This window comes from Metabacillus idriensis, from assembly GCF_009674765.1.
In the GTDB taxonomy this organism is placed as follows: domain Bacteria; phylum Bacillota; class Bacilli; order Bacillales; family Bacillaceae; genus Bacillus_P; species Bacillus_P idriensis.
The window spans coordinates 108,539-133,422 of record NZ_WKKF01000005.1 but is presented as its reverse complement, the minus strand read 5'-3'; the positions used below and the strand labels follow the sequence as shown (position 1 = coordinate 133,422).

Sequence of the window (24,884 nt, the reverse complement as noted above, 5' to 3'; positions counted from 1 at the left end):
TCTAGACGCTTACGCTTACCGCAGATAACTTTATTTATATATCCACAACTTTTTACCTTTTATAATTTCCTTAACAATAAGTAAAAAAGCCATCACTTTTTGTCATGTGATGGCTTTTTATTATATTTGCTCCTTAGGAGAAAGCATTTGAAAGTGGTTATGTAAGATCGTGATGGTTTCTGGTGTTTTTGAATAAACTTCGCCGTCTGTATCGACGCTCATTTCTTCTTTTGTTTCAATTTGCATGCTGCTTGCCTGATAGTGCATCAGCTGAGAATCTATATGATTCCATTCAATGTTATCTTTCATTGTCATCACTTCTTTAATAAGTGAAAAACTGGCTTCTTTAATAATGAAAATATCGGCAAGGCCGTCATCGATTTTGATATCAGGATGAGGCAGCACATTTGTGCCGATGATTTTGCCATTGGCAATCAGCACCATAATCGCTTCTTCTTCAATCCAGGTGTCATCAAGCTTCAGTCTGAAGTGAAAGGGCTTCATGGATTTAATCGTTCGAAACGCGCTTAGAAAATAGCTGACTTTTCCGAGCAGTGCTTTTTCGGTGTCATTAATATTTTCAGATGTTTCCGCAACAAGGCCGATGCCCCAAAAATTGAGGAAGTATCCTTCGCTGGTTTCTGCAGCGTCTGTTCCGCGGATTTCACCTGCAAATAATGATTCAGTGGCTTTCTTTAAATTTTGCGGAATGCCGAGTGTTCTTGAAAAGTCGTTGCATGTTCCGCCGGGCAAAATGGCGATAACCGGTCTTTGAATCAGTCCGCCAAGTCCGTTTATACACTCATGTACCGTGCCATCTCCGCCCAGTATAATCACGATGTCCATGTTCTCACCGTGCGACCTGCAGTATTCCTGTGCATCCAGAGGTTTTGATGTTTGAAGCAGCAAGAGCTGTTCCACATGCAGAGAAATAATCGGAACACAGATGCCAAGTGTTTTTTCAGCATCCTTCTGGCCGGCATTTCCATTATAGATCAGCATGCCTTTTTTATATTTCGCCATAAAAAAACCCCTTATGAGTTTGCAGAATAGGATTAAAAATTAAATAAATTGATTAAGGACTTTATAGTGAAAATGAGAATTCTAAACGGAAGAAGGATAAGATATTCAATCAAGCCGATACACTCAAGTAAAGTGTCGACTAACCAATTCCCCCGTTTTTTGCGTTTCTTTTTTTCTCCGAATTTTCTCTTCATCTTTAAATTAACCTCTCTTAATATAATTGAAACATTTTTTAGATAAATACGTCTAAATGAGCTTTAAGGTTTCATTATTGAAATAGAATTGCTGATTGCGTAAAGGTATAATAAAATGAAATAGATTAAGTTTTTACTATTTTCAAAAATGTAAACGCATTCTTTTGCGTCAAGGGGGTGGGCTTCCTATCCGGGAAGCGGGAGTATGAAGCAAAGAATCAATCATGAAATAAATGATTTTGAAAAAGCATCCGAACAAATGTGGGTGGAAGAGGCCGAGAAAGCTTTAAAGGGGAAAAGCATTCAAAGTCTTTCCAAAAAAACATATGAAGGCATTACTCTAAATCCATTATATACTGAGCACAATACGCAATCCAGCGGGGAAAATATGGGCACCGCTGTCCAGAAAAGAAATGATTGGTCTGTCAGCCAAAAACTTCAGCGCTCAAAAACACCAGAACAGTTAAATGAAGAAATTCGGCAAACCATGCAGCGGGGCCAGGATATCATTCACTTAGAAGACATTAGGTATTTGGAAACCTATCAGGACATTTGCACAGCATTCGATGGCATCGACTTGGAACAAACAGAATTCCATATCTCATTGCAGGGCAATATCGGATTCTTCCCATTGTTTATAACGTATTTGAAAAATAAAGATTGTAAAGGCTCGTTCGCTTTTGATCCATACGGTGAATGGATTAGCGGATCGGACCTTGTTTCTTCAACGAAGAAAATAGAATGGCTGGCGGAAATGATCGAAATACTGGATCAGGAAAATTTGCCTAATGTAAGAGCTGTTTTATTTAATGGTGAAATTTTCTACAATGCAGGCGGATCTGCAAAAGAAGAGCTGGCATATACGTTTTCTAATGCAATTGAGTTATTAAATGCATTAAAAGAACGTGGCTTTTGGATCGACCAGTTTGCTGACAGGGTCGGTTTTACGTTCTCTGCCGGATCTAATTTTTTTATGGAGATTGCTAAATTCAGAGCGGCTAAAAAAATATGGACAACCATCCTGACAGCATTTGGGGCAAGTGCGGATCGTTATCCTCTTGTTTTGCATGCCGCTGCATCAACATTCAATAAGACAAAGCATGATTTGCACGTAAATATGCTGAGAGCAACTACAGAAGCATTTTCAGCTGCTATCGGCGGGGTGACCAGCTTAACGATTGCACCTTTTGATGAAGTGCTTGGTGACGTCAGCAAAACAGGAGACAGAATTGCAAGAAATACTCACTTTATTTTGAAAGAAGAAAGTCTTCTGTCTAAAGTTGCTGACCCTGCAGGAGGCTCATGGTACATTGAAGAGATCACTGCTGAGCTTGCGGAACTTGCCTGGAAGGAAATTCAGTCGATTGAAACGATGGGCGGATTCGTGCAGGCAGCAAGGCAAAATTATATTCAGGAAAAATTGCGTACTCTTCTGGCGCTAAGACTGGAAGATGTCAGTAAACGAAAGGTGCAGCTGATTGGAACGAACCATTATGCGAATTTGCAGGAGCCTGAACTAGAAATCCGAAAAACTGAAGGGCAAATTCCAATTACAGAAGCGGGCGGGACTGGCCGCGACGCCTCATTGAAAGAATGGATGAAAGACGCAAAAACGGTAAAAGCAAGTGAAATAAATGCAGGATTAATAGGTGACAAGTCAAATGACGAATTGACTCATCTGTTATCAATGAGGCTTGCTGAACAATTTGAAGGACTCAGGGCTGATTCAGCTAGATACAAAAGCAAATTCGGGAACTATCCAAAAGTTGGAGTCATAGTGCTTGGAAAGCTGCTTGAATATAAACCGCGGCTTGATTTTGTAACAGGCATGCTTTCTGCAGGTGGTATAGAGACTGTGATTTTGAAAGCTGATCAGCTGGAATGGCCGGACAAGCCTATCATCGTATGCGGGAAAGATGAGGCGTACGAATCGCTTGATTTCATAAAGGGATTGCAAGGCGCAAGCGTTTATGCAGCGGGACGGCTTGATAAAGATAAACTTGAACAGCGCGGCATTCATGAATGCATCTATCACGGAATGGATGTTTATGCCTTCTTAAAAAAATTGCAGCTTCAATTGGGGGTATCGTAATATGACTCGAATTAATCTTGCGAATGTAGAATTGATCAGCGGCAGTTCTGCCGAAAAAAATCAGGAAAACGTTCACGCTGCCGAATCTTTTCAATCGAATGAAGGGATTCCCTTAAAAGCTTCTTATACTTCAGAAGACCGAAAAAATATGCCTTATTTGGACAGCTATCCGGGCATTGCGCCTTTTCTTAGAGGGCCTTACTCAACCATGTATGTGAACAGACCCTGGACAATCAGGCAGTATGCCGGTTTTTCAACCGCAGAAGACAGCAATGCTTTCTACCGACGGAATTTAGCCATGGGACAAAAGGGTTTATCCGTTGCTTTTGATCTCGCGACCCACAGAGGATACGATTCTGATCACCCGCGAGTTGAAGGGGATGTAGGGAAAGCAGGCGTAGCTATTGACTCCATTCTTGATATGAAAATCCTTTTTGATGAGATTCCGCTGGATCAAATGTCAGTATCAATGACGATGAACGGAGCTGTTCTGCCAATCATGGCCTTTTATATTGTGACGGCTGAGGAACAGGGAGTTTCTAAGGATAAACTGGCAGGCACGATTCAAAATGACATTTTAAAAGAATATATGGTCCGGAATACATACATTTATCCTCCAGAAACATCAATGAGGATTATCGGGGATATTTTTGAATATACGGCGAAATATATGCCTAAATTCAACAGCATCAGTATTTCCGGCTATCATATGCAGGAAGCGGGTGCCACAGCGGATATCGAGCTTGCTTATACATTGGCTGACGGACTTGAATATATCCGGACAGGGTTAAAAGCAGGCCTTGATATTGATGAATTCGCTCCGAGACTTTCCTTTTTTTGGGCAATCGGCATGAATTATTTTATGGAAGTTGCAAAGATGAGGGCGGCAAGGCTAATGTGGGCCAAAATTGTCAAAGAATTTAATCCTGGAAACCCTAAATCACTGGCTCTCAGAACACATTCCCAAACTTCAGGCTGGAGTTTGACAGCACAGGATCCGTTTAACAATGTTGTCAGAACATGCATTGAAGCACATGCTGCTGTTATGGGCCACACCCAGTCACTGCATACAAATGCACTGGATGAAGCCATCGCACTTCCAACTGATTTTTCAGCACGCATTGCCAGAAACACTCAGCTTTATTTGCAGCAGGAAACCGGTATCTGCGATGTGATCGATCCATGGGGGGGTTCTTATTATGTAGAATCTCTTACAAAACAGCTGATGGATAAGGCATGGGCGCATATTGAAGAGGTGGAAAACCTTGGAGGAATGGCAAAGGCGATTGAAACAGGGCTTCCTAAAATGAAAATTGAAGAAGCGGCAGCTAAACGGCAGGCTAAGATAGATTCGGGAACGGAAACAATTATAGGCGTCAATAAATTTCAAGTGGAGGAAGAGGACCCGATTGAAATTTTGAATATAGATAACACAATCGTAAGAAGAAAACAGATTGAAAGGCTTCAGACTTTGAGAGAGGCACGTGATCAGGGCAGAGTGGACCTGACACTTGAAGCATTAACAGAGGCTGTCAGAAGCGGAGAAGGGAATTTGCTTGCGCTTGCTGTTGAGGCAGCTAGAGCAAGAGCAACTTTAGGCGAAATTTCTGATGCGGTTGAAAAGGCATCCAAACGGCATCAGGCAGTGATCCGTTCCATCAGCGGCGTGTACAGCTCTGAATTTTCTAATGAAGAAGAAATCGAAAGTGTAAGAAGAATGACGGATGAATTTTCCGAGCTGGAAGGAAGAAGACCCCGCATCTTAATCGCCAAGATGGGACAGGATGGTCATGACCGCGGTGCAAAGGTTGTGGCAACGGCATATGCAGATCTTGGTTTTGATGTGGATATCGGTCCATTATTTCAAACACCGGCGGAAACAGCTGCCCAGGCAGTTGAAAATGATGTTCATATTGTCGGCATGAGTTCTCTTGCAGCAGGCCACAAAACCCTTCTTCCGCAATTGATAAAAGAATTGAAGGCACTTGGCAGAGAAGACATTGTCGTTATTGTCGGAGGAGTTATTCCATATCAGGATTATGAATTTTTATTAAACAGCGGGGCTTCTGCTATATTTGGACCAGGTACTGTTATTCCGAATGCAGCAAAAGTTATGCTTGAGAAGATTTACGAAAGACTTGGCTATGAGGATGCAGAGGAATGACAGGAAGTCCTCAAAAGCGTAAAAAAGCGGGAAGTATGGAAAAGAGTGCAGAGTACTATATTGAAGGTGTTCTGAATGGCGACAGAGTGGCTGTTGCCCAGGCTATTACTCTAGTGGAAAGCAATGCCGAAAAGCATTTTGAAAAAGCGCAGCAAATGATTGAAGAGCTCCAGCAAAAAGAGACTTCTTCGATACGAATCGGGATAACAGGGGTTCCTGGTGCAGGAAAGAGCACTTTCATTGATTCTTTCGGGACGTATTTGTGCAGCCTCGGACATAAAGTGGCTGTACTTGCTGTCGATCCGAGCAGCCAAGTTTCAAAAGGAAGTATACTGGGAGATAAAACGAGAATGGAAAGGCTCTCACGCAATCCGGATGCCTTTATCAGACCTTCTCCATCAAGCGGAATACTTGGAGGCGTCACGAGGAAAACAAGGGAATCCATCATTGTTTGCGAGGCCGCAGGGTACGATGTGATCCTTGTTGAAACTGTTGGTGTCGGACAGGGTGAGTTTGCCATAAGAGGCATGGTTGATTTTTTCCTTTTATTGGTTTTGACCGGTGCCGGAGATGAGCTGCAGACGATGAAAAAAGGAATTATGGAGCTTCCCGATCTCGTGGTCGTCAACAAAGCTGATGGAGATAATCGTGATCATGCAAAAAAAGCGGAACATGAGTACAATCATATTCTTCATTTTCTAAAATCCTATACACAAGGCTGGGAAACGAAAGCAGTGACTGCTTCTGCCCTCCATGAAACAGGAATACAGGAAATATGGGAGACAATCAATGTTTTTGCACAGAAAACAAAAGAAAGCGGAATGTTCGATGGCAGAAGGAAGCTTCAGCAGAAGGAATGGCTCTATGAGATGATTGAAGAACAGCTGAAGCATCATTTTTTTCAGCATACTTATATAAAAGGCAATATGCAGAGCTATGAAAAAGATGTGGTGGAAGGAAAGCGTCCGGTTTCAGGCAGTGTAAAAGAGCTGATCTCTGCTTTTTTAAGCAGATAAGTGCCGTTTTTCTCCCGAAGACAAAATTTATCTATCTTCATGCGCTAAACAAGCGGTTCAGCATTTCAGTGGTGTCCAGCTCCACCTCCTAGCCCCTCGGCCAGAACAAATTCCCCCAAAAAGTCAAACCCGGACTTTTCGGGTGAATTCTTATCTGTCTGTCGGGTCTGAACAGTCGGTTCCGCATTTCAGTGGTCATTTGCCGCAACTCTTGGTAAACTGTATGTATTGTTAGTAAAGGAGAGGTTATAACGTGAATATCGATTTTAATATGTTTATGAATGATGTAGTCGCACAAGCAAGAAAAGAAATCACGGCTGCAGGATATACAGAATTAACTACACCTGAAGAGGTGGAAGAAACATTTAAGCAAGAAGGAACAACTCTTGTGATGGTCAACTCAGTATGCGGCTGTGCAGGCGGTATTGCAAGACCTGCAGCTGCTCACTCTGTTCATTATGATAAAAGACCTGACCGTCTTGTCACTGTGTTTGCAGGACAGGATAAAGATGCAACTGCATATGCAAGAGAGCATTTCACTGGTTATCCGCCTTCTTCACCATCGTTTGCCCTGTTAAAAGACGGCAAGCTTGTAGCTATGGTTGAGCGCCATGAAATTGAAGGACACGATCCAATGAGTGTTGTAGCAAAGCTTCAAGAAGCTTTTGATCAGCATTGCGAAGAAATCTAAACTGCCGTTTTTACGGCAGTTTTTTTTGTGGTTTTTTATATTTCCGAAAAGTTTAACATTCTTTTCCAATATAATATTTTTGCATAAAAATAAATTATTAATCTATATATTGCATATTTATAAGTATGTGTTAAAATACATTTATTCGGATATTTATTCGTAAAAAAACACTTGTAAAATATTATTCTATAGAAGATAATATTAATAAATTTAGAATTTTAAGAAAATTACAGGGGGAAGAAAATGAAGAAGCTATTATTATTTGTGATTTCGATTTTAGTGATTGGAGTTCTAGCTGCATGCGGATCTTCAGACAATGGATCTGGAGAAGAGAAAAAAGTATTAAAAATGGCAACATCGGCAGATTATCCTCCTTTTGAGTACATTGACACTGCTAAAGGAAGTGAAATCATTGGATTTGACATCGACCTTGCCAAAGCAATCGGCAAAGAGCTTGGTTATGAAATTGAAGTTCAGGACATGGATTTCACTGGTTTAATCCCAGCACTTCAGGCTAACAAGGCTGATATTGTTTTAGCAGGGATGACACCAACGGAAGAACGAAAAAAAAGCGTGGATTTCTCAGATGTATACTATACAGCTAAACATATGATCGTCTCTCCAAAAGGCAGCGGCATTAAATCTGTTGAAGATTTAGAAGGAAAGACAGTGGGCGTTCAGCTTGCTTCAATCCAAGAAGGCAAAGCGGAGGAAATCGCTAAAGAGGTAAACATCAAAGTTGAAAACCGCAACAGAATTCCTGAACTGATTCAAGAAATGAAATCAGGCCGTTTTGATGCAGCGATTATTGAAGACACAGTAGCAAAAGGCTATTTTGAAAAGGATAAAGAGCTAGAAGGCGTGACAATTGAAGACGGTGAAACAGAAGAAGCAGGTTCTGCGATTGCTTTCCCTAAAGACAGCAAGTATGCAGAAGAATTCAACAAAGAGCTTCAGAAAATGAAAGAAAACGGCGAGCTTGAAAAATTAGTCGTGAAATGGTTCGGCGGAGAAGAAAAATAAGTTAACTTAAAAAAACGTTCAACGGAACGAGTGTTGAACGTTTTTTAAGAAATAAGAATGTATAAAATTTTTGCGCATTGGTGTCTAGCTCCAACGCTCAGGCTCCTCGGCCAGAACGGATCCGACAGGAAAGGCAAAAAGCGCCTTTTCTGTCGGATCCTTATCTGTCTGCCTGCGCTAAACGGGCGATTGCGCTTTTCTTATTTCCTTATACAGAAAGGAGTGTCATGAAAAATGAATCTGGATTTTCCGGCTATAGCACCCTCCATACCTTTTATTCTTCAGGGGATACCTGTTACATTGAAAATTGTAGGACTTTCTGCTTTAATTGGATTTATTCTTGCTGTCATTCTTGCACTGCTTAAGATCAGCAGAATTAAGCCGCTGATGTGGATTGCAGATGCATATACATCCGTTTTTCGCGGCACGCCGCTCATCTTGCAATTATTAATCATTTATTATGGTGCACCGCAAATACTTGGCTTTGAGATTGATCCTTATCCAGCAGCAGTTGCAACATTTGCCCTGAATTCAGGCGCATACATTTCTGAGGTTATCAGAGCAGGCATCATGGCAATTGATAAAGGGCAGCGCGAAGCTGCAATGGCTCTAGGTGTTCCTTATTCAAAAATGATGAAAGATATCATTTTTCCTCAGGCCATCAAAAATATTCTTCCTGCACTGATGAATGAATTCATTACGCTCACTAAGGAATCTGCGATTGTAACCATCATTGGCGTACAGGATATCATGAGAAGTTCGTATATTGTCGGAGGACAAACATACCGTTATTTTGAACCGATCTTAATTGCGGGTTTAATCTATTATGTCATGGTTATCATCTTAACGCTCCTTGGCAAACTCGTTGAAAGGAGAATGGCGCGCAGTGATTAAAGTAGAAAATCTTCATAAGTCATTTGGTAAATTAGAAGTGCTTAAAGGAATTACCACATCAATTGCTGAAAAAGAGGTTGTCGCGATTATCGGGCCATCAGGCTCAGGGAAATCTACCTTTCTGCGCTGTTTGAATCGTTTGGAAGATCCAACAGACGGACATGTCTGGATTAAAGATCATGATATTACAAATCCAAAAACAGATATCAATAAAGTTCGTCAAAATGTCGGAATGGTTTTTCAGCATTTTCATCTTTTTCCTCACAAAACCGTTTTGGAAAACTTAACATACGCACCATTAACGGTTAAGGGAACTTCCAAAAAGGAAGCAGAAGCACAGGGGCACGAACTTTTAAAGAAAGTCGGTCTTGCTGAAAAAGCTCATGAATATCCAAGCAGGTTATCAGGCGGACAAAAGCAACGGGTTGCGATTGCAAGGGCGCTTGCAATGAACCCCGAGGTTATGCTGTTTGATGAACCTACCTCTGCTCTTGATCCAGAGATGGTAAAGGAAGTATTGGAGGTTATGAAAAATCTTGCGTTCTCCGGTATGACGATGGCGATTGTAACCCATGAAATGGGATTTGCAAGAGAAGTAGCAGACAGAGTCCTCTTTTTGGATGAGGGCATTTTAGTTGAAGATGCACCGCCTAAGGAATTTTTTACAAATCCTAAAACGAAACGTGCACAAATTTTCCTTGAAAAAATGCTATAATCCTAAAGTGAAAGATGATCATGATGATCATCTTTTTCTTTTTGGTTTTTTAAAAGGTTTGGCCATAATCATTTATACATATTAATTTGAAAAGAAACACCATTAAATTAGCGGTTCTTTTAAAAACCGCAGCAGCACACATAAGACTTATTCAAAAATCATTCTTCTTTTTGGTTACACTAACAAACAGAATAATGAAGCAAGGGGCAAGAAAATGTTTAAAATCGGATACCGCACACTTAAAACTGCATTGGGAGCAGCGATTGCCATCAGTCTGGCGCAGCTGTTTCAGCTCGATAATTTCGCATCAGCCGGGATACTGACGATTCTCTGTATTCAGGTAACAAAGAAGAAATCATTGCAGACTTCCTGGGCAAGATTTTTTGCTTGTTTAATTGCCATTCTCTTTTCATTTGTCTTCTTTGAAGGAATTGGCTATTATCCTTTTGTTATCGGTCTTCTTTTACTGTTTTTTATTCCTGTGACAGTAATTGTCCATGCAAAAGAAGGGATTGTGACCAGTTCAGTTATCATTTTGCACTTATACACATCCTCACATATTACGTTCAGTCTTGTTTTGAATGAAATCGCGCTTATCTCAACCGGGATAGGGGTTGCCCTGATTATGAACCTTTATATGCCGAGTGTTGATAAAAAGCTGAAAGAATATCAGCTGAAAATTGAAGATAATCTTTCGAAGATCTTTCTGGAAATTGAAGAGTATTTACTATCAAACGATAGTTCATGGGACGGAAAAGAAATAACGGAGACCGCTCTCTTAATAAACGAAGCCAAAACTCTGGCATTCAGAGATGTCGAAAACCATTTTATGAGACATGAAAATCTCTATTACCACTATTTTAAAATGAGGGAAAAACAATTTGAAATTATCGAACGGGTCCTTCCGATTATTACTTCCGTGAATGTAACGGTTGATCAGGCCGAAATTATCGCTGAATTTATTCAGGAAGTCAGAGAAGCGATACACCCTGGTAATACGGCACACAAGTTTTTAGTCAAACTTCATCATATGAGAAAAAGTTTTGAAGAAATGCCGCTTCCTGAAACCCGGGAAGAGTTTGAAGCAAGAGCCGCTCTTCTGCACTTTGTACGGGAAATGGAGCAGTATCTTGTCATAAAAAGTCAGTTTAAAGGCATATCTGCAGAGCATGAATTTCATCCTTCCAGTGCAACATAAAGAAAAAAGGATGATTCATCATGAAAGTATTGCTTCTTTCCATCTTGTTTCTCTCTCCGCTTTGGCCGCTCGGAGAAAATCCATCTGTCGGGGATCCATATGTCATTATCAATAAGCAGTCGAACGAACTTGCATATATAGATAATGGTCAGGTTATGAAAATCTTTGACGTTGCTACAGGCAAGAATGAAGAGCTTACACCAGAAGGAGAATTCACGATCACTGTGAAAGCGGCAGATCCGTATTACCGAAAAAAGAATATTCCGGGCGGCGATCCTAAAAACCCGCTTGGGACCAGGTGGATCGGATTCGATGCAGAAAATTCTGATGGCAGAACGTATGGCATTCATGGAACGAATAATGAAGATTCAATTGGTTCCTTTGTGACCCAGGGTTGTGTGCGTATGTATAATGAGGAAGTAGAAATTCTGTTTGAACATATTCCAATCGGCACAAAGGTATTTATTACAAAAAACAATAAGCCGTTTGAAAAAATAGCTGCTGAAAAAGGCGCAATGAAAAAAGGTGTTTCCCAATAAGGGAATCACCTTTTTTAGTATAAGATGCCGGTCATCAGCCGGTTCCGTTACAGAACAAATCCGTCAGCAAAGGCAAAAAGCGCCTTCACTGCCGGATTCTTATCTGCCTTTCGGGGCTAAACAGCCGGCTCCGCATTTCTTATTAAAACCACATGCTCATCCCAGCAAGCAATGTTGTTGCAATCATTACAGCAAGCATCAAATAAACAATTACTTTTTGAAATCTTTTAGACATTATCTTCACTCCTATATAGGATTCTGTCTATATTTTAACGTGTATAATTAGACTGGACAAGGGAGGAGTATGAACAAAATTGCACATTTTAGTCGAAACAGCAGGAATATTGACAGTAAATAAAGAAGTAAGTCATGTTCATAATAGTTAAGCGTTTTCAACAAGAGGAGGGAAGAGATGATTAAAAAGGTAGATCACATAGGGGTAGCGGTGCGTTCCATTTCTGAGGTGCTTCCGTTTTATGAGAAGACTCTCGGATTACAGCTTCAGGGTATTGAGCACGTGGAAGAGCAAAAGGTGAAAGTCGCTTTTTTGAAAATCGGCGAGACGAAAATTGAATTGCTTGAGCCCACTTCAGAGGACAGTGCTGTAGCCAAATTTATTGAAAAACGGGGAGAGGGCATACATCATTTGGCTTTAGGAGTGGATGATATAAAGAAACGGATCGAAGATTTACGGAATAATGGAGTGAAAATGATTGATGAAACTCCAAGGAGCGGTGCAGGCGGCGCTTCCATCGCTTTTTTGCATCCTAAAGCTGCAAATGGAGTATTAGTGGAACTATGTGAAAAGAGAGAAGGTAATGTTCGATGAGCATAGATATTTTCGAAAAAATAAATGAACTGTATGATCGAAGGCGTGAAGTGGAAATGGGCGGCGGAGATGAACGCATTGAAAAACAGCATGAAAAAGGAAAGCTGACAGCGAGAGAACGAATTGATCTATTAGTAGATGAAGGAACTTTTGTAGAGATGAATCCTTTTATTGAGCACCGCTGCAATGACTTTGGCCTTAGCGGGAAAAAAGGACCTGGAGACGGAGTTGTCACAGGCTACGGCAAAGTCCATGGGCGGCCAATCTACTTATTCTCACAGGATTTTACCGTTTTTGGAGGAGCACTTGGAGAAATGCATGCCAAAAAAATTGCTGCAGTCATGGATCTTGCCGCGAAAAGCGGAACGCCTTTCATTGGCCTCAACGACTCCGGAGGTGCTAGAATTCAGGAAGGTGTGGTATCATTAGATGGATATGGGCAGATATTTTACCGCAATACCATCTATTCAGGCGTTATACCGCAAATTTCGGTTATCCTTGGTCCTTGTGCAGGCGGTGCCGTCTATTCTCCTGCCATTACAGACTTTGTCTTTATGGTCGAGAAAACGAGTCAAATGTTTATAACAGGGCCTAAAGTGATCGAAACCGTAACAGGCGAAAAAATCAGTTCCGAAGATCTAGGCGGAGCTAAAGTACATAATACAATCAGCGGAAATGCCCATTTTTCTGGCGAAACAGAAGAAGAGGTGCTTTCTCAAGTTCGAAAATTAATCACTTATTTGCCGCAGAATAATCAGGTAAAAGCACAGATTTTGCCATTCGAAGATGATTCAGATTATCGTCCGAATCTGACAGACTGCATTCCATTTGATGCTCTCAGGCCTTATGATGTTCGAGTGGTGATTCAAGAAGTGGCTGATGCCGATTCTTTTTATGAGGTGCAAAAGGACTTTGCAAAAAATATTGTCGTCGGTTTTGCAAGAATAAAAGGAGAAGTCGTAGGACTTGTCTGCAATCAGCCAAAGTATATGGCGGGCGGACTGGATATTGATTCTTCAGATAAAGCTTCCAGGTTCATCCGTTTTTGTGATTCTTTCCAGATTCCGATTATTACATTTGAAGATGTAACGGGATTTTTCCCGGGAATTAAGCAGGAGCACGGGGGAATCATCAGACACGGAGCAAAAATTTTATATGCCTATTCAGAAGCAACTGTTCCTAAATTGACGGTTATTTTGCGAAAAGCCTACGGCGGAGCATATGTTGCACTGAACAGCAAATCCATCGGAGCGGATCTTGTGTTTGCATGGCCTAATGCCGAGATTGCTGTAATGGGCCCTCAGGGTGCTGCGAATATCATTTTCGCTAAAGAAATTGAAAACAGTGATAATCCTGAGGAAACAAGAGCAAATAAAATTGAAGAATACAGGGAGAAATTTGCAAATCCGTATGTTGCTGCAAGTCAGGGCATGGTCGATGATGTCATTGATCCGCGGGATACAAGAATCAAATTGATTCAGGCGCTTGAAATGCTGCGGACAAAGCAGGAGCAAAGACCTGTCAAAAAACATGGAAACATTCCGCTTTAATACAATTTATGGAGGAAATACATATGGTTAATCAAGAACGCTTAGTGAATGAATTTCTGGAGCTTGTGCAAATTGATTCAGAAACGAAATTCGAAACAGAAATAGCAAAAGTTTTAAAAGAAAAGTTCTCAGCACTTGGAGTTCATGTAGTGGAAGATGATACAACTGGCGTCACTGGACACGGAGCAGGAAATCTAATTTGTACTCTGGAAGCTGTAAAGGACGGAGTAGATCCAATTTACTTTACGTCACATATGGATACAGTTGTTCCTGGAAAAGGCATTAAGCCTTCCATTAAAGATGATTACATCGTGACAGATGGAACAACGATTTTAGGTGCTGATGATAAAACTGGTTTATCCGCGATGCTTGAAGCCGTCCGCGTTTTAAAGGAAAATAACATCGCACATGGAAAAATCGAATTTATTATTACCGCAGGTGAAGAATCTGGCCTTGTAGGCGCAAAAGCTTTAGATGGTTCTCAAATCACAGCAAAATTCGGTTATGCATTAGACAGTGATGGCAAAGTTGGCACAATCATTGTAGCAGCTCCAACACAGGCTAAAGTAAAAGCAGCCATCTTTGGCAAAACGGCTCATGCCGGTGTCGCTCCTGAAAAAGGTGTATCTGCGATTACCATTGCAGCCAAAGCGATAGCAAAAATGCCTTTAGGCAGAATTGATCAAGAAACAACAGCTAATATTGGCCGTTTTGAAGGAGGCACGCAAACTAACATCGTTTGCGATCATGTGAATATCTTAGCTGAAGCAAGATCTTTGGTTCCTGAAAAAATGGAAGCTCAAGTGGCGAAAATGAAAGAAGCTTTTGAGAGCGCTGCTGCTGAAATGGGCGGACGAGCTGAAGTGGATATTGAAGTGATGTATCCAGGATTTAAATTCGGCGAGGGTGATCATGTTGTTGAAGTCGCTAAAAAAGCGGCTGCAGCAATCGGACGCACAAGCGAGCTTCAAACAAGCGGCGGAGGCAGTGATGCCAATGTGATTGCCGGATTTGACATTCCAACCGTGAATTTGGCAGTAGGATACGAAGATATTCATACAACAAATGAAAAGATGCCGATAGAAGAGCTTGTGAAAACAGCTGAACTCGTTGTGGCTATCATTGAAGAAGTAGCTAAAGGCGAATAATCCAAAATGAATGGCAGGCGCAGCGATTGCTCCTGCTGTTTCTTATTTAGAAAATAGAGGTGTCATGCATGAATAAGAGAGAAAAAGCAACGTTTGCCGGAGGGTGTTTCTGGTGTATGGTCAAGCCGTTTGACGAGCAGCCTGGAATCATTGAGGTTGTTTCAGGCTATACAGGCGGAACCTTGGAAAACCCTTCTTATGAACAAATTAAGACAGGTGAGACAGGCCATCGCGAAGCTGTAGAAATTACCTTTGAACCTGAAGTATTTTCATATGAAAGACTGCTCGGGCTGTATTGGCCGCAAATTGATCCGACTGATGACGGCGGACAGTTCTTTGATAGAGGAAGCCAGTACCGCACAGCTATTTTTTATCACACCGAAGAACAAAAGCAAAAAGCAGAAAAGACAAAGCAGGAAATTGACGAAAGCGGCCGCTTTAAAAATCCGGCTGTCACTGAAATCCTGCCTGCAGCTCCTTTTTACCCTGCAGAAGAATATCATCAAAAGTTTTATGCTAAAAATCCGCAGAAGTATAAGCAAGAAAGAGAAGAGTCTGGAAGAGAAGAATTTATTCAGAAAAATTGGAAGAAGTAAGCTCTGAGCCCTTTGCCTTTTAAACAGGTGAGGGGCTTTTTTGAATGTGCTAATAATAGTTTGTCAAAGAGGGCAGCGGGGTACTTTCCTTATTAAGGAGAGGTGATCAATATGAATACATTTAATGAAAGCGCCATCGCTTCCTATGTGAAAACAAGAGCGGAGGAGAATTGCAAGCTTCTGCAGAATAACATGAATGAACTTGAGAAAGGGAAAATCCTTGGGAGAATGGAAGCCTACAATGAGTTTCTTGAGCGGTTTGGGTATGAAAAGGTGGAGTGCAAGTAATTTTGAAGTTAGCTGAAAAGAAGTGGATATAAACACACCATTTTGGCTGAGTGGTGTGTTTTGCTGTACTTCGAAAATTATATAGGGGCACGACGAAATCGCACCCTTAAAAACTGTTTGTCGATTTTATAAAGTACGAAAGACCCCATTTTATTTAAAGGCTTTTGAAGAAGAAAGTGGATACACTCTCCCAATGAATCGAACTTAAGATAATAGTGTTGGCTTGAATATAATAATTTTCTGCCACAACCAATGTGTTTTTTGATCGGTTTGGATTTGATAAAGAAGGGGTTTCACAAAATCAGCTAATTCTGGTTAGTATGGCTGCCACTTTAGCGAGCTTGCGGCATTAAACCGCCTTTCAACTTCTTTCCAATTAACTACATTCCACCAATTCTCCACATATTTTGGACGCTCATTTTTATATTGCAGATAATAGGCATGTTCCCAAACGTCCAGCACGAGTAAAGGGATAACATCCCATTGACTCAGATTTTGATGTTTTTCAGCTGTTAAGATTTCCAGTCTGTGAGATCTAGGTGACCAAACTTGAATTGCCCAGCCGACTGCTTCTACGTTTTTGGCTGCTTCTGTAAAATGCATTTTGAATGAATCAAAACTTCCAAATGATTCATTGATTGCCCGAAGAAGCTGTCCGCCAGGTTTCCCTCCGGAATGAGGTGCCATAATACTCCAGAAAATGGTGTGCAGATAGTGACCGGCTCCGTGGAATGCTGCTTCTCTTTCCCAATGTTTTATTAACTTATAATCATTATTTCTCCTGGCTGTTTCCATCTCTTTTTCTGCTTTATTCAGTCCATCGACATAGCTTTGGTGATGTTTCAAGTGATGCAAACGCATAATTTCTTCTGATATATAGGGCTCTAATGCGTTATAAGCATATGGGAGCGGGGGAAGTTTATGCCTTCCAATCGGGACTGTTAAAGCTCGATTTAGCTCTTCAGTTGTTCTCTCATCAACGAGAGTATTAAGTATTTGATTATGAAGTTCATGTGCTCTTTGAAAGAAAGGACCTGCATTTGTTTCCTCGTCAACAGAATTCAGATCTTCTATTAACTGCAGAAGTTGAGATTTGATCGCAGTTATTTCTTTGATTTGAACTTGATCACGTAGACTTTCCACATATTCTTCCGCTTCTTTGCACCAGGTCAGCAATGATAATGCGTCCGTTTGCTGATCATTTTTCATACAAATCGCCTCCTGTCATACCATCGTTTTAAGAATATGAGTCAACTGATTAAAATGTGTTAAAAAATATTCATTGTGGTTGGAAAGTTATAAGGCTTGCAAGAGTTTTCCAGCTGATTAATCATAAAAAAAGCCCCCGGCAAACCGCCGGGAGCTATCCTATTTTATGCACTTGCTTTCATCACTTCGTCCGCTTTAATGCGATTGTATTTTCCTTCTGATTTTGACATGACAATAGCAGCCAATGTATTTCCAACTAAGTTTACTACCGTGCGCGCCATGTCCATGATGCGGTCAACACCTGCAATAAAGGCAAGTCCTTCTGCAGGAATTCCGATGGTCCCAAGGGTAGCAAGCAGGACAACGAATGATGTGCCTGGAACAGCAGCCATTCCTTTTGAAGTGACCATCAAGACTAAGATCAGCGTCAATTGCTGGACAATTGTCAATTCAATGCCATAAACCTGAGCAAGGAACAACGCTGCGATTGCCTGATAGAGCACAGATCCATCGAGGTTAAAGGTATAGCCAATCGGAACGACAAATGAAACGATTCCTTTAGGACAGCCCATTTTTTCAAGCTTTTCCATGATTCGCGGAAGAACGGTTTCAGAGCTGGATGTACTAAATGCCAGAAGCAATTCGTCCTTAATGTAGCGCAGGAGTGAAAAGATATTAACCCCTGCCCATTTGGCAACTGCTCCTAAAACAACGATCAGGAAGAATATCAGGGCAGCGTATACTAGCAGAACTAATTTTCCTAGAGACAATAAAGAATCGATTCCGAACTTTGACACGGTTACTCCAATCAGGGCAAACACACCAAGCGGAGCGACTTTCATAACAAGATTCACGACGTGGAACATCGCGTGTGAAACACCGTCAAAGAATTGCAGGACAGGTTTTCCACGTTCTCCAATGGCGGCAACGCCAAGTCCAAACAGAACTGAGAAAAAGATAATAGCAAGCATGTCTCCTTCAACGGCAGATTTAAAGAAGTTTGTCGGAACGATATGAAGGAACGTTTCTGCGACCGTTTTTTCACTTTGTTCCTCAGAGGTGTCCACATACTGCTGGATATCTGTCTTTTGAGCAGACTCAAGGTCAACACCTTGTCCAGGCTGGAAGACGTTGGCAAGCAATACGCCAAGAACAATCGCAACTGTTGTAATGATTTCAAAATAAAGGATTGTTTTGCCGCCAAGCCTTCCAACGTGTTTTCCATTGCCTGCTCCGGCAACACCGACAATTAAGCTGGAAATGACAATAGGAATGACAATCATTTTAATTAACCGAAGAAATAAATCACCAAGCGGCTGCAGGAACGCTGCAACACGCGGATCGTTAAACCAAATAACACCTACCAAAATCCCTAAAATCAAACCGATGAAAATTTGGGAAGCCAGTCCCAATTTAAATTTCTTCATGTATGAACCCCCTCTAAGTTGTAAGTTGTCTGAAAATACAAAAAAAGACCGCTCTTAAAAAAGAAAGGTCTTTAATTTACTAAAGTTCTTTCTCTCAATAAAGCACACGAGGTTAACTGTCGGATTCGGGATTGAGAGTTCCCTGCCTTTGTTTAAAGGATTCACCCCAAGGTAAATGGATTACCAATTGCATGATTCCCCCGCTCTGGATAGATTAAGCTTGTTATTCATTTGTTCAGTATAATAAAAAACAGACAAGATATAATTTACTCTGACAAACAGCAACTTGTCAATCTTTTTATGCTGAATGGCGGTTTTTCCTGCTGTTATGGTAAACTTAAGATTAACAACAGTCTGGAAAGAAGTTGAACGGAAATGAAAGAGCAAAGCGGGCCAAAAGTGATTCTTCATGTGGACATGAACAGCTTTTATGCATCGGTTGAAATGGCATTTGATCCCGAACTCAGAGGAAAGCCGCTTGCCATTGCAGGGAACGTTGAAGAAAGAAAAGGAATTGTGGTTACCTGCAGTTACGAGGCGAGGGCTAAGGGAGTAAAAACAACAATGCCGCTTTGGCAGGCGAAACGCCATTGTCCTGAACTGATTGTGCGCAAACCAAACTTTGACCGTTACAGAAAAGCCTCTAAAGCCATGTTCGATCTTTTGCGGGAGTTTACCCATCTTGTAGAGCCCGTTTCAATTGATGAAGGTTATATGGATTTAACTGAGTTTTTAAAGGAGGGCAATCCTCTTCAAATCGCAAAGACCATTCAGGACAGGCTGATGGAAGAACTTTTGCTGCCTGCAAGCATCGGCGTCGCACCTAATAAATTTCTCGCCAAAATGGCATCCAATATGAAAAAACCGCTTGGCATCACAGTACTCAGAAAGCGGGAACTGGGTAAAACGCTTTGGCCGCTTCCTGTAAGCGAGATGCATGGGGTTGGCGAAAAAACAGCGGATAAATTAAGAACAATTGGCATTCAAACAATAAAAGACCTTGCAGATGCAGATGCGATCGGGTTAAAGCAGCTTCTCGGAATTAATGGCGAGAGGCTTAAAAAAAGAGCGAATGGAATCGATGACAGAGAGGTAAATCCTGACTCTATCTATGATTTTAAAAGCATTGGAAATTCAACTACATTATCAAAAGATACGACAGAGCCGAGAATTCTTTATGAAACACTGAACCGTCTGTCCCAATCGGTAAGCAGCAGAATGAAACGGAAGGATGTTCTCGGCACGAAAATCTTCACGACAATTCGCTATTCTGACCGAAGCACATTTACTCGAAGTAAAAAGCTGAACAACCCCGTTGTAGAGAAAGAAGATATTCTTACACATGCTAAAGCTCTGTTTGATAAACATTGGACAGGTGAACCAATCCGCCTTCTTGGGATTACATGCCAGGATCTCGTTCAGAAAGAGGACGCTTATAAGCAGCTGGATCTTTTTTCTTTTCAGGAGGATGCCAAAAAAGAACCGCTTTACAAAACCATTGAAGATATTAATAGAAAATATGGCGGCAGCATGGTGAAACGCGGGATGAAAGTGGACAAATCAGAAGATGATAAGACAAGCGGCACAAGTTTTAATAAAGATTTTTTAAGGGAATGAGCAAGGCACTTTACTTGATAAAAGCAAGGTTCCTGTGTTATTTTACATGAAGAATCCATGTGCATGTATACATGAGCTCTGTCTTTAAAAAAATTGATTGAGAAGGGAAGTATTATTATGTCAAAACAGCAAATTGGCGTCATCGGTTTGGCCGTCATGGGCAAAAACCTCGCTCTTAATATAGAAAGCCGCGGATATTCCGTATCGGTTTATAATCGTTCTTCTGATAAAACAGAGGAAATGCTGAAAGAAAACAGCGGTAAAAATCTTGTTGGTACATACAGCATTGAAGAATTTGTTCAATCACTAGAAACTCCCCGCAAAATTTTGTTAATGGTCAAAGCGGGCTTTGCAACAGATGCTACTATTGAACAATTGCTTCCTCATTTAGACAAAGGGGATATTTTAATTGACGGCGGAAACACGCTTTATACAGACACACAGCGCCGCAACAAGGAGCTTGCCGAGAGCGGCATTCACTTCATCGGCACTGGTGTATCCGGAGGCGAAGAAGGAGCACTTAAAGGACCATCCATTATGCCTGGCGGACAAAAAGAAGCATTCGATCTAGTAAAACCTATTTTCGAAGCGATTTCTGCAAAAGTTGATGGAGATCCATGTACTACATATATCGGTCCTGATGGTGCAGGCCATTACGTGAAAATGGTTCATAACGGCATTGAATACGGCGACATGCAGCTGATCTCAGAAGCTTATTTTATTTTAAAAAATGTTCTTGGTTTATCTGCAGAGGAATTGCATGAAGTATTTGCGGACTGGAATAAAGGCGAGCTTGACAGCTATTTAATAGAAATCACAGCTGACATCTTTACTAAAACGGATGAAGAAACAGGAAAGCCTCTAGTAGATGTTATCTTGGATACTGCAGGCCAAAAGGGAACTGGAAAATGGACAAGCAAAAGCGCCCTTGATTTAGGTGTTCCGCTTCCGATTATTACGGAGTCTGTATTTGCACGCTTCATTTCTGCCATGAAGGATGAGCGCGTGAAAGCAAGCAAAATCTTATCAGGACCTGCAGCTGTTTCTTATGAAGGCGACAAAGCAGAGCTGATTGAAGTTGTGCGCAAAGCTCTTTATATGAGTAAAATTTGTTCTTATGCACAAGGCTTCGCTCAAATGAGAGCAGCTTCTGATGAATATAAGTGGGACCTTCAGTATGGTGACATCGCGATGATTTTCAGAGGCGGCTGCATCATCCGCGCTGCATTCCTGCAAAAAATCAAAGATGCATATGACCGGGATGAAAGCCTTGCAAACCTGCTTTTAGATCCATACTTTAAAGAAATTGCTGAAGGGTACCAGGGAGCACTCCGCAAGGTCTTAACGGTTGCGATTGAGAAGGGAGTACCAGTGCCTAGCTTCTCAGCTGCGTTATCTTACTATGACAGCTACCGTACAGAAACGCTTCCTGCCAACCTTATTCAGGCGCAGCGTGACTACTTTGGAGCTCATACGTATCAGCGTACAGATAAAGAAGGTATTTTCCATACAGAATGGATGTCTAAGTAATGAAAAAAACACGGGGCGGTATGCTCCGTGTTTTTTATGTTTCTCAACTGGTAAATCCGGGGTTATGAAAAGAGCGTTGCAGAGTAACAAACGGAATTTGAAACTAACAGCGTCAGACAGGATTTGAAAAGGCGAAAAAGCTCGCTATAAGTTACACCTGTAAAGGCGAAAAAACACATGACACCCTTTAACGAGGGCGATCATGTGTTTTTTGCCGTAAACCTTTTCTTTAACGGTAAATAAAGTAATCAAAGTCTGCGTGCAATCGCTGACCGGAGGTATCCTGACACTGAATCCCGACAAAAGCACCTGTGAAGAAGCCTCCGCCATTGATATAGTCATCGGACAACTTGTAGGATTGAAGTTTGATTGGGATCTGCGTCCAGTTTTCACCGTCGAATGAGTAGGAGTAATGATAGATATTAGTATTAACGTGTACTCGTAAGTAGACATATTCAATGTGGTCAGGTATGACTATTGGATTTTTTTGCATTGGCTGTTCGAAATTAAAATTGTCGCAGATAGTCAGGTCGAGTATGCGCCCTTTTTGTTCATGCCAGGTAATCTGAAAGGCAGTCCAGTTTTGAGTATTGTAGTAGTTTACTAGTCCGGCAGCCTGCTGAAAGGTGTCTGGATAAAAGGCGACTTTTGTTTCGGCCGTAAAGTTGAAATGCTGCCAGCGTCTCGCCACAAAAGACTGAATGAATTTAGATGTAAGGGATTCTCTTCCATACATGCGCAAGTGACCGGGGTTGTCTTTTAAGGACACGATGTCTTCCCCAAGCGGGATGCGCAGGGACTGAAAGTGAAGGTTTAGGATGTCCGTGTCGAAATCATCCTTTTCTTCAACGTCCTTTTCCCATTTGAATTCTTCAATATCAGGTCCCTGGATTTCAACGGCAGGCTGGTTTCCGCCAACGACATATGGCCAATCATTTTTCCATTCCAGGCGCTGAATGGCTGTTTCTCTGCCGAGAGGACAATAGCCTCGTGGATCAAGGAGCGGTTTGTTTTCCTCAGGCAGCGGCCGTCCCGTCAGATGGACCAGGAACCATTCATCCGTATGAGTTTGCACCATCGACGCGTGCCCTGCTTTTTGCAGCGGATTCCTCGGATATGGGAAGGACGTTATCAACGGATTGTCAGGAAGTACTTCATATGGTCCCCAAAGGTGTTTGGAACGTGCGATGGTAGCCTGATGGTCGTATTTGGTACCGCCTTCTGCGGTCAGAAGGTAGTAGTACCCGTTCATTTTGTATATATGCGGCGCCTCGGTCAGCAAAACATCGGTTCCTTTGAAGATGATGTCCTTTTTTCCGATCAGCTTTTGTTCGCTGATGCTGTATTCCTGCATGACAATGCCATAGAAGCTGTGATGGCCAGGACGGTGGTCCCAGAGCATATTGACGAGGTATTTTTTCCCGTCGTCGTTATGGAAGAGGGAGGGGTCGAAGCCTGAGCTGTTTAAATGGATCGGTTCGGACCATTCACCGTCGACGGCGTCGCACGTAACAAGATAGTTGTGGCAGTCCTTCCACTGACCATCCACCACCTTGACATCGGTATAGATCAGCCAGAATGTATCATCATGATAAGACAGGGCAGGTGCCCAAATACCGCCTGAGTCCGGATTGCCCAACATATTTAATTGACTTAGGCGGTTCAGCGGCCGCGATGCGAGCCGCCAATGCTTTAAATCTTTCGAATGATAGATTCCTACTCCAGGAAACCATTCAAAGGTTGAGACCGCAATGTAGTAATCCTCACCTGCACGGCAAATACATGGATCCGGGTTGAATCCCGGTAGAATCGGGTTTTGAATCATGGTCATGGGTTTGCACCTCTCCTTATAAAAAATATCCTTATACCTCTTGAATATCGATGGTTAAGAAATTCTCACTTGCATAAGCAGCCATACCCAATGCCGCAGCATGGGTGGATAATTGTGAAAAGGTGATGCTTAAATCTTTCTGGTGTGTAAAAAGTGAGTGATGCTGCTTCTTAATTATTGGCTCCTCCAGCCATTTGGAAGAGGAGGCCAGCCGGTTGCCGATGATGACTTGTTCGGGATTGAATATGTTAATGATGTTTGTGATCCCGGTTCCTAAATACTCACCGATTCCTTCGAATACTTTGATGACCTTCGCATCCCCATTTTCAGCCAGTTCGTTTAGTGCTTCCAGAGAAAGCTTGCGGCCGTTTTCAGCCTGGATTCCGTCCTGTTCGGCAGATTGGATAAGGGCTTTTTCCGAAGCATACAATTCCCAGCATCCCTTATTTCCGCATCTGCATTCAGGGCCGTCTGCTTCAATGGTCATGTGGCCAAGCTCGCCGGAGAAGCCGTTATTCCCCTTAAACAATTCACCGTTCAGAATCAGGCCGGTTCCAATTCCGATACCGACGCTCACGTAAATGATGTTGGTCAAATCCTTACCTGCACCGAATTTCTTCTCGCCGCAGGCACCGGCGTTGGCTTCGTTCTCGATTTGAACGGGGACTTTATATTTTTCTTCCATTGTTTCTTTAAGGTTGATATTTTTCCAATTTAAATTGGGTGCGAGGAGGATTTCTCCGTCTGTACTCACCGTCCCCGGTACACCGATTCCGATGCCAACCAGACCATAGGGGCTCTTGGGCATAGAATTGATCAGGGATTCAACAATGCTGAATAATTTCAGTTTGATTTCTTCATAGTTTAAATCATGGAATTGAACCTGTTGCTCCTGACAAATATTCCCTTGAAGGTCGGTCAGGATTCCGAGGATGTAGTTTACCCCGATATCCACCCCGATCGAGTAGCCTGCGACCTGATTGAACAGCAGCATGACCGGTCTTCTTCCGCCGCTTGATACCCCGGGGCCGGACTCAAGGATCAGATTTTCCTTCAGAAGCTCGCTTACCTGGGAGGATACCGTTCCTTTATTCAGTCCCGTTTTATTGGCAATGTCGGCCCGGGAGATGGGGGTGAACTCCTGGATGGTTTGCAGCACGAGTGATTTGTTGCCTTTTTTGACAACATGCTGGTTGTACGTTTGGATCATTTTCATTCGAAAGCTCCATTCTCTCTATTTTTACCTATATTGTACCATTTGCTGCTTCTATTATAAACTTAGTTTATCCACTAGACAAACATTGTTTTCG

The 24,884-nt window shown here is 41.9% G+C and carries 22 protein-coding genes and 1 riboswitch; of the genes, 16 read left to right on the top strand and 6 right to left on the bottom strand.

The genetic code is table 11. The features are described from left to right. Positions 1–120: 120 nt before the first annotated feature. A complete protein-coding gene (locus GJU41_RS16725) occupies positions 121–1,023 on the bottom strand; it encodes a diacylglycerol/lipid kinase family protein (RefSeq protein ID WP_070876681.1) in 903 nt (300 codons plus the stop codon). 399 nt (positions 1,024–1,422) lie between these two features. Here GJU41_RS16725 and GJU41_RS16720 point away from each other — a divergent pair, with 399 nt between their 5' ends. The 9 genes from GJU41_RS16720 (at position 1,423) to GJU41_RS16680 (ending at position 11,549) form a co-directional block, all read left to right on the top strand. Next, positions 1,423–3,309 (top strand): methylmalonyl-CoA mutase family protein, encoded by a 1,887-nt coding sequence (locus GJU41_RS16720; protein WP_154319135.1) that lies wholly within the window; start codon positions 1,423–1,425, stop codon positions 3,307–3,309. A gap of 1 nt (position 3,310) precedes the next feature. Next, positions 3,311–5,473 (top strand): methylmalonyl-CoA mutase, encoded by a 2,163-nt coding sequence (scpA, locus tag GJU41_RS16715; RefSeq protein ID WP_154319134.1) that lies wholly within the window; start codon positions 3,311–3,313, stop codon positions 5,471–5,473. Then, positions 5,470–6,489 (top strand): methylmalonyl Co-A mutase-associated GTPase MeaB, encoded by a 1,020-nt coding sequence (gene meaB, locus GJU41_RS16710; RefSeq protein WP_154319133.1) that lies wholly within the window; start codon positions 5,470–5,472, stop codon positions 6,487–6,489. Before scpA ends, meaB begins: the two co-directional genes overlap by 4 nt. Positions 6,490–6,742: 253 nt before the next feature. Next, positions 6,743–7,180, top strand: a complete 438-nt coding sequence (locus tag GJU41_RS16705) for a BrxA/BrxB family bacilliredoxin (RefSeq protein ID WP_070876685.1) — start codon at positions 6,743–6,745, stop codon at positions 7,178–7,180. A 243-nt stretch (positions 7,181–7,423) separates the two neighbouring features. Beyond that, positions 7,424–8,203, top strand: coding sequence for a transporter substrate-binding domain-containing protein (locus GJU41_RS16700; RefSeq protein WP_070876686.1), 780 nt, complete (start codon positions 7,424–7,426; stop codon positions 8,201–8,203). Between the two features lie 234 nt (positions 8,204–8,437). Beyond that, entirely contained in the window at positions 8,438–9,097 is a 660-nt protein-coding gene (locus GJU41_RS16695; protein ID WP_070876687.1) for an amino acid ABC transporter permease, read from the top strand. Further along, positions 9,090–9,812: an amino acid ABC transporter ATP-binding protein gene (locus GJU41_RS16690; protein ID WP_170292815.1), complete on the top strand. Its 723-nt coding sequence runs from the start codon at positions 9,090–9,092 to the stop codon at positions 9,810–9,812. The genes GJU41_RS16695 and GJU41_RS16690 overlap by 8 nt, the downstream gene beginning before the upstream one ends. Positions 9,813–10,026: 214 nt before the next feature. Beyond that, positions 10,027–11,010 carry an aromatic acid exporter family protein gene (locus GJU41_RS16685; RefSeq protein ID WP_070876689.1) on the top strand — a complete coding sequence of 328 codons (984 nt, stop codon included), beginning with the start codon at positions 10,027–10,029 and terminating at the stop codon, positions 11,008–11,010. A gap of 20 nt (positions 11,011–11,030) precedes the next feature. After that, on the top strand, positions 11,031–11,549 hold the full coding sequence (locus GJU41_RS16680) for a L,D-transpeptidase (protein WP_154319131.1): 519 nt from the start codon (positions 11,031–11,033) through the stop codon (positions 11,547–11,549). A gap of 142 nt (positions 11,550–11,691) precedes the next feature. Here GJU41_RS16680 and prli42 read toward each other — a convergent pair whose 3' ends face one another. Next, a complete protein-coding gene (gene prli42, locus GJU41_RS16675; RefSeq protein ID WP_154319130.1) occupies positions 11,692–11,784 on the bottom strand; it encodes a stressosome-associated protein Prli42 in 93 nt (30 codons plus the stop codon). A 177-nt stretch (positions 11,785–11,961) separates the two neighbouring features. Here prli42 and mce point away from each other — a divergent pair, with 177 nt between their 5' ends. From mce to GJU41_RS16650, 5 genes are all read left to right on the top strand, one after another. Further along, a complete protein-coding gene (mce, locus tag GJU41_RS16670) occupies positions 11,962–12,378 on the top strand; it encodes a methylmalonyl-CoA epimerase (RefSeq protein WP_070876690.1) in 417 nt (138 codons plus the stop codon). 2 nt (positions 12,379–12,380) lie between these two features. Beyond that, positions 12,381–13,928 (top strand): acyl-CoA carboxylase subunit beta, encoded by a 1,548-nt coding sequence (locus GJU41_RS16665; RefSeq protein WP_170292818.1) that lies wholly within the window; start codon positions 12,381–12,383, stop codon positions 13,926–13,928. A gap of 23 nt (positions 13,929–13,951) precedes the next feature. After that, positions 13,952–15,076: a M20/M25/M40 family metallo-hydrolase gene (locus GJU41_RS16660; RefSeq protein WP_070876691.1), complete on the top strand. Its 1,125-nt coding sequence runs from the start codon at positions 13,952–13,954 to the stop codon at positions 15,074–15,076. 68 nt (positions 15,077–15,144) lie between these two features. Further along, positions 15,145–15,672 (top strand): peptide-methionine (S)-S-oxide reductase MsrA, encoded by a 528-nt coding sequence (gene msrA / locus GJU41_RS16655; protein ID WP_070876692.1) that lies wholly within the window; start codon positions 15,145–15,147, stop codon positions 15,670–15,672. A gap of 111 nt (positions 15,673–15,783) precedes the next feature. Continuing rightward, complete coding sequence (locus GJU41_RS16650; RefSeq protein ID WP_154319128.1) at positions 15,784–15,960, top strand: hypothetical protein; 177 nt, start codon at positions 15,784–15,786, stop codon at positions 15,958–15,960. Between the two features lie 315 nt (positions 15,961–16,275). On the opposite strand, the gene GJU41_RS16645 is transcribed toward GJU41_RS16650, so the two are convergent. Together GJU41_RS16645 and gltT are read right to left on the bottom strand one after the other, a co-directional pair. After that, positions 16,276–17,169, bottom strand: coding sequence for a superoxide dismutase (locus GJU41_RS16645; RefSeq protein WP_154319127.1), 894 nt, complete (start codon positions 17,167–17,169; stop codon positions 16,276–16,278). A 164-nt stretch (positions 17,170–17,333) separates the two neighbouring features. After that, positions 17,334–18,596 (bottom strand): glutamate/proton symporter GltT, encoded by a 1,263-nt coding sequence (gltT, locus tag GJU41_RS16640; RefSeq protein WP_154319126.1) that lies wholly within the window; start codon positions 18,594–18,596, stop codon positions 17,334–17,336. 86 nt (positions 18,597–18,682) lie between these two features. Then, positions 18,683–18,827: riboswitch (cyclic di-AMP (ydaO/yuaA leader) on the bottom strand. Between the two features lie 144 nt (positions 18,828–18,971). Here gltT and GJU41_RS16635 point away from each other — a divergent pair. After that, positions 18,972–20,213 carry a DNA polymerase IV gene (locus tag GJU41_RS16635; RefSeq protein ID WP_154319125.1) on the top strand — a complete coding sequence of 414 codons (1,242 nt, stop codon included), beginning with the start codon at positions 18,972–18,974 and terminating at the stop codon, positions 20,211–20,213. Positions 20,214–20,330: 117 nt separating this feature from the next. After that, positions 20,331–21,743 carry an NADP-dependent phosphogluconate dehydrogenase gene (gene gndA, locus GJU41_RS16630; protein ID WP_070876695.1) on the top strand — a complete coding sequence of 471 codons (1,413 nt, stop codon included), beginning with the start codon at positions 20,331–20,333 and terminating at the stop codon, positions 21,741–21,743. 229 nt (positions 21,744–21,972) lie between these two features. On the opposite strand, the gene GJU41_RS16625 is transcribed toward gndA, so the two are convergent. Together GJU41_RS16625 and GJU41_RS16620 are read right to left on the bottom strand one after the other, a co-directional pair. Next, positions 21,973–23,574: a glycoside hydrolase family 43 protein gene (locus GJU41_RS16625; RefSeq protein ID WP_070876696.1), complete on the bottom strand. Its 1,602-nt coding sequence runs from the start codon at positions 23,572–23,574 to the stop codon at positions 21,973–21,975. A 31-nt stretch (positions 23,575–23,605) separates the two neighbouring features. Further along, positions 23,606–24,790 (bottom strand): ROK family transcriptional regulator, encoded by a 1,185-nt coding sequence (locus GJU41_RS16620; RefSeq protein WP_070876697.1) that lies wholly within the window; start codon positions 24,788–24,790, stop codon positions 23,606–23,608. Between the last annotated feature and the right edge of the window lie 94 nt (positions 24,791–24,884).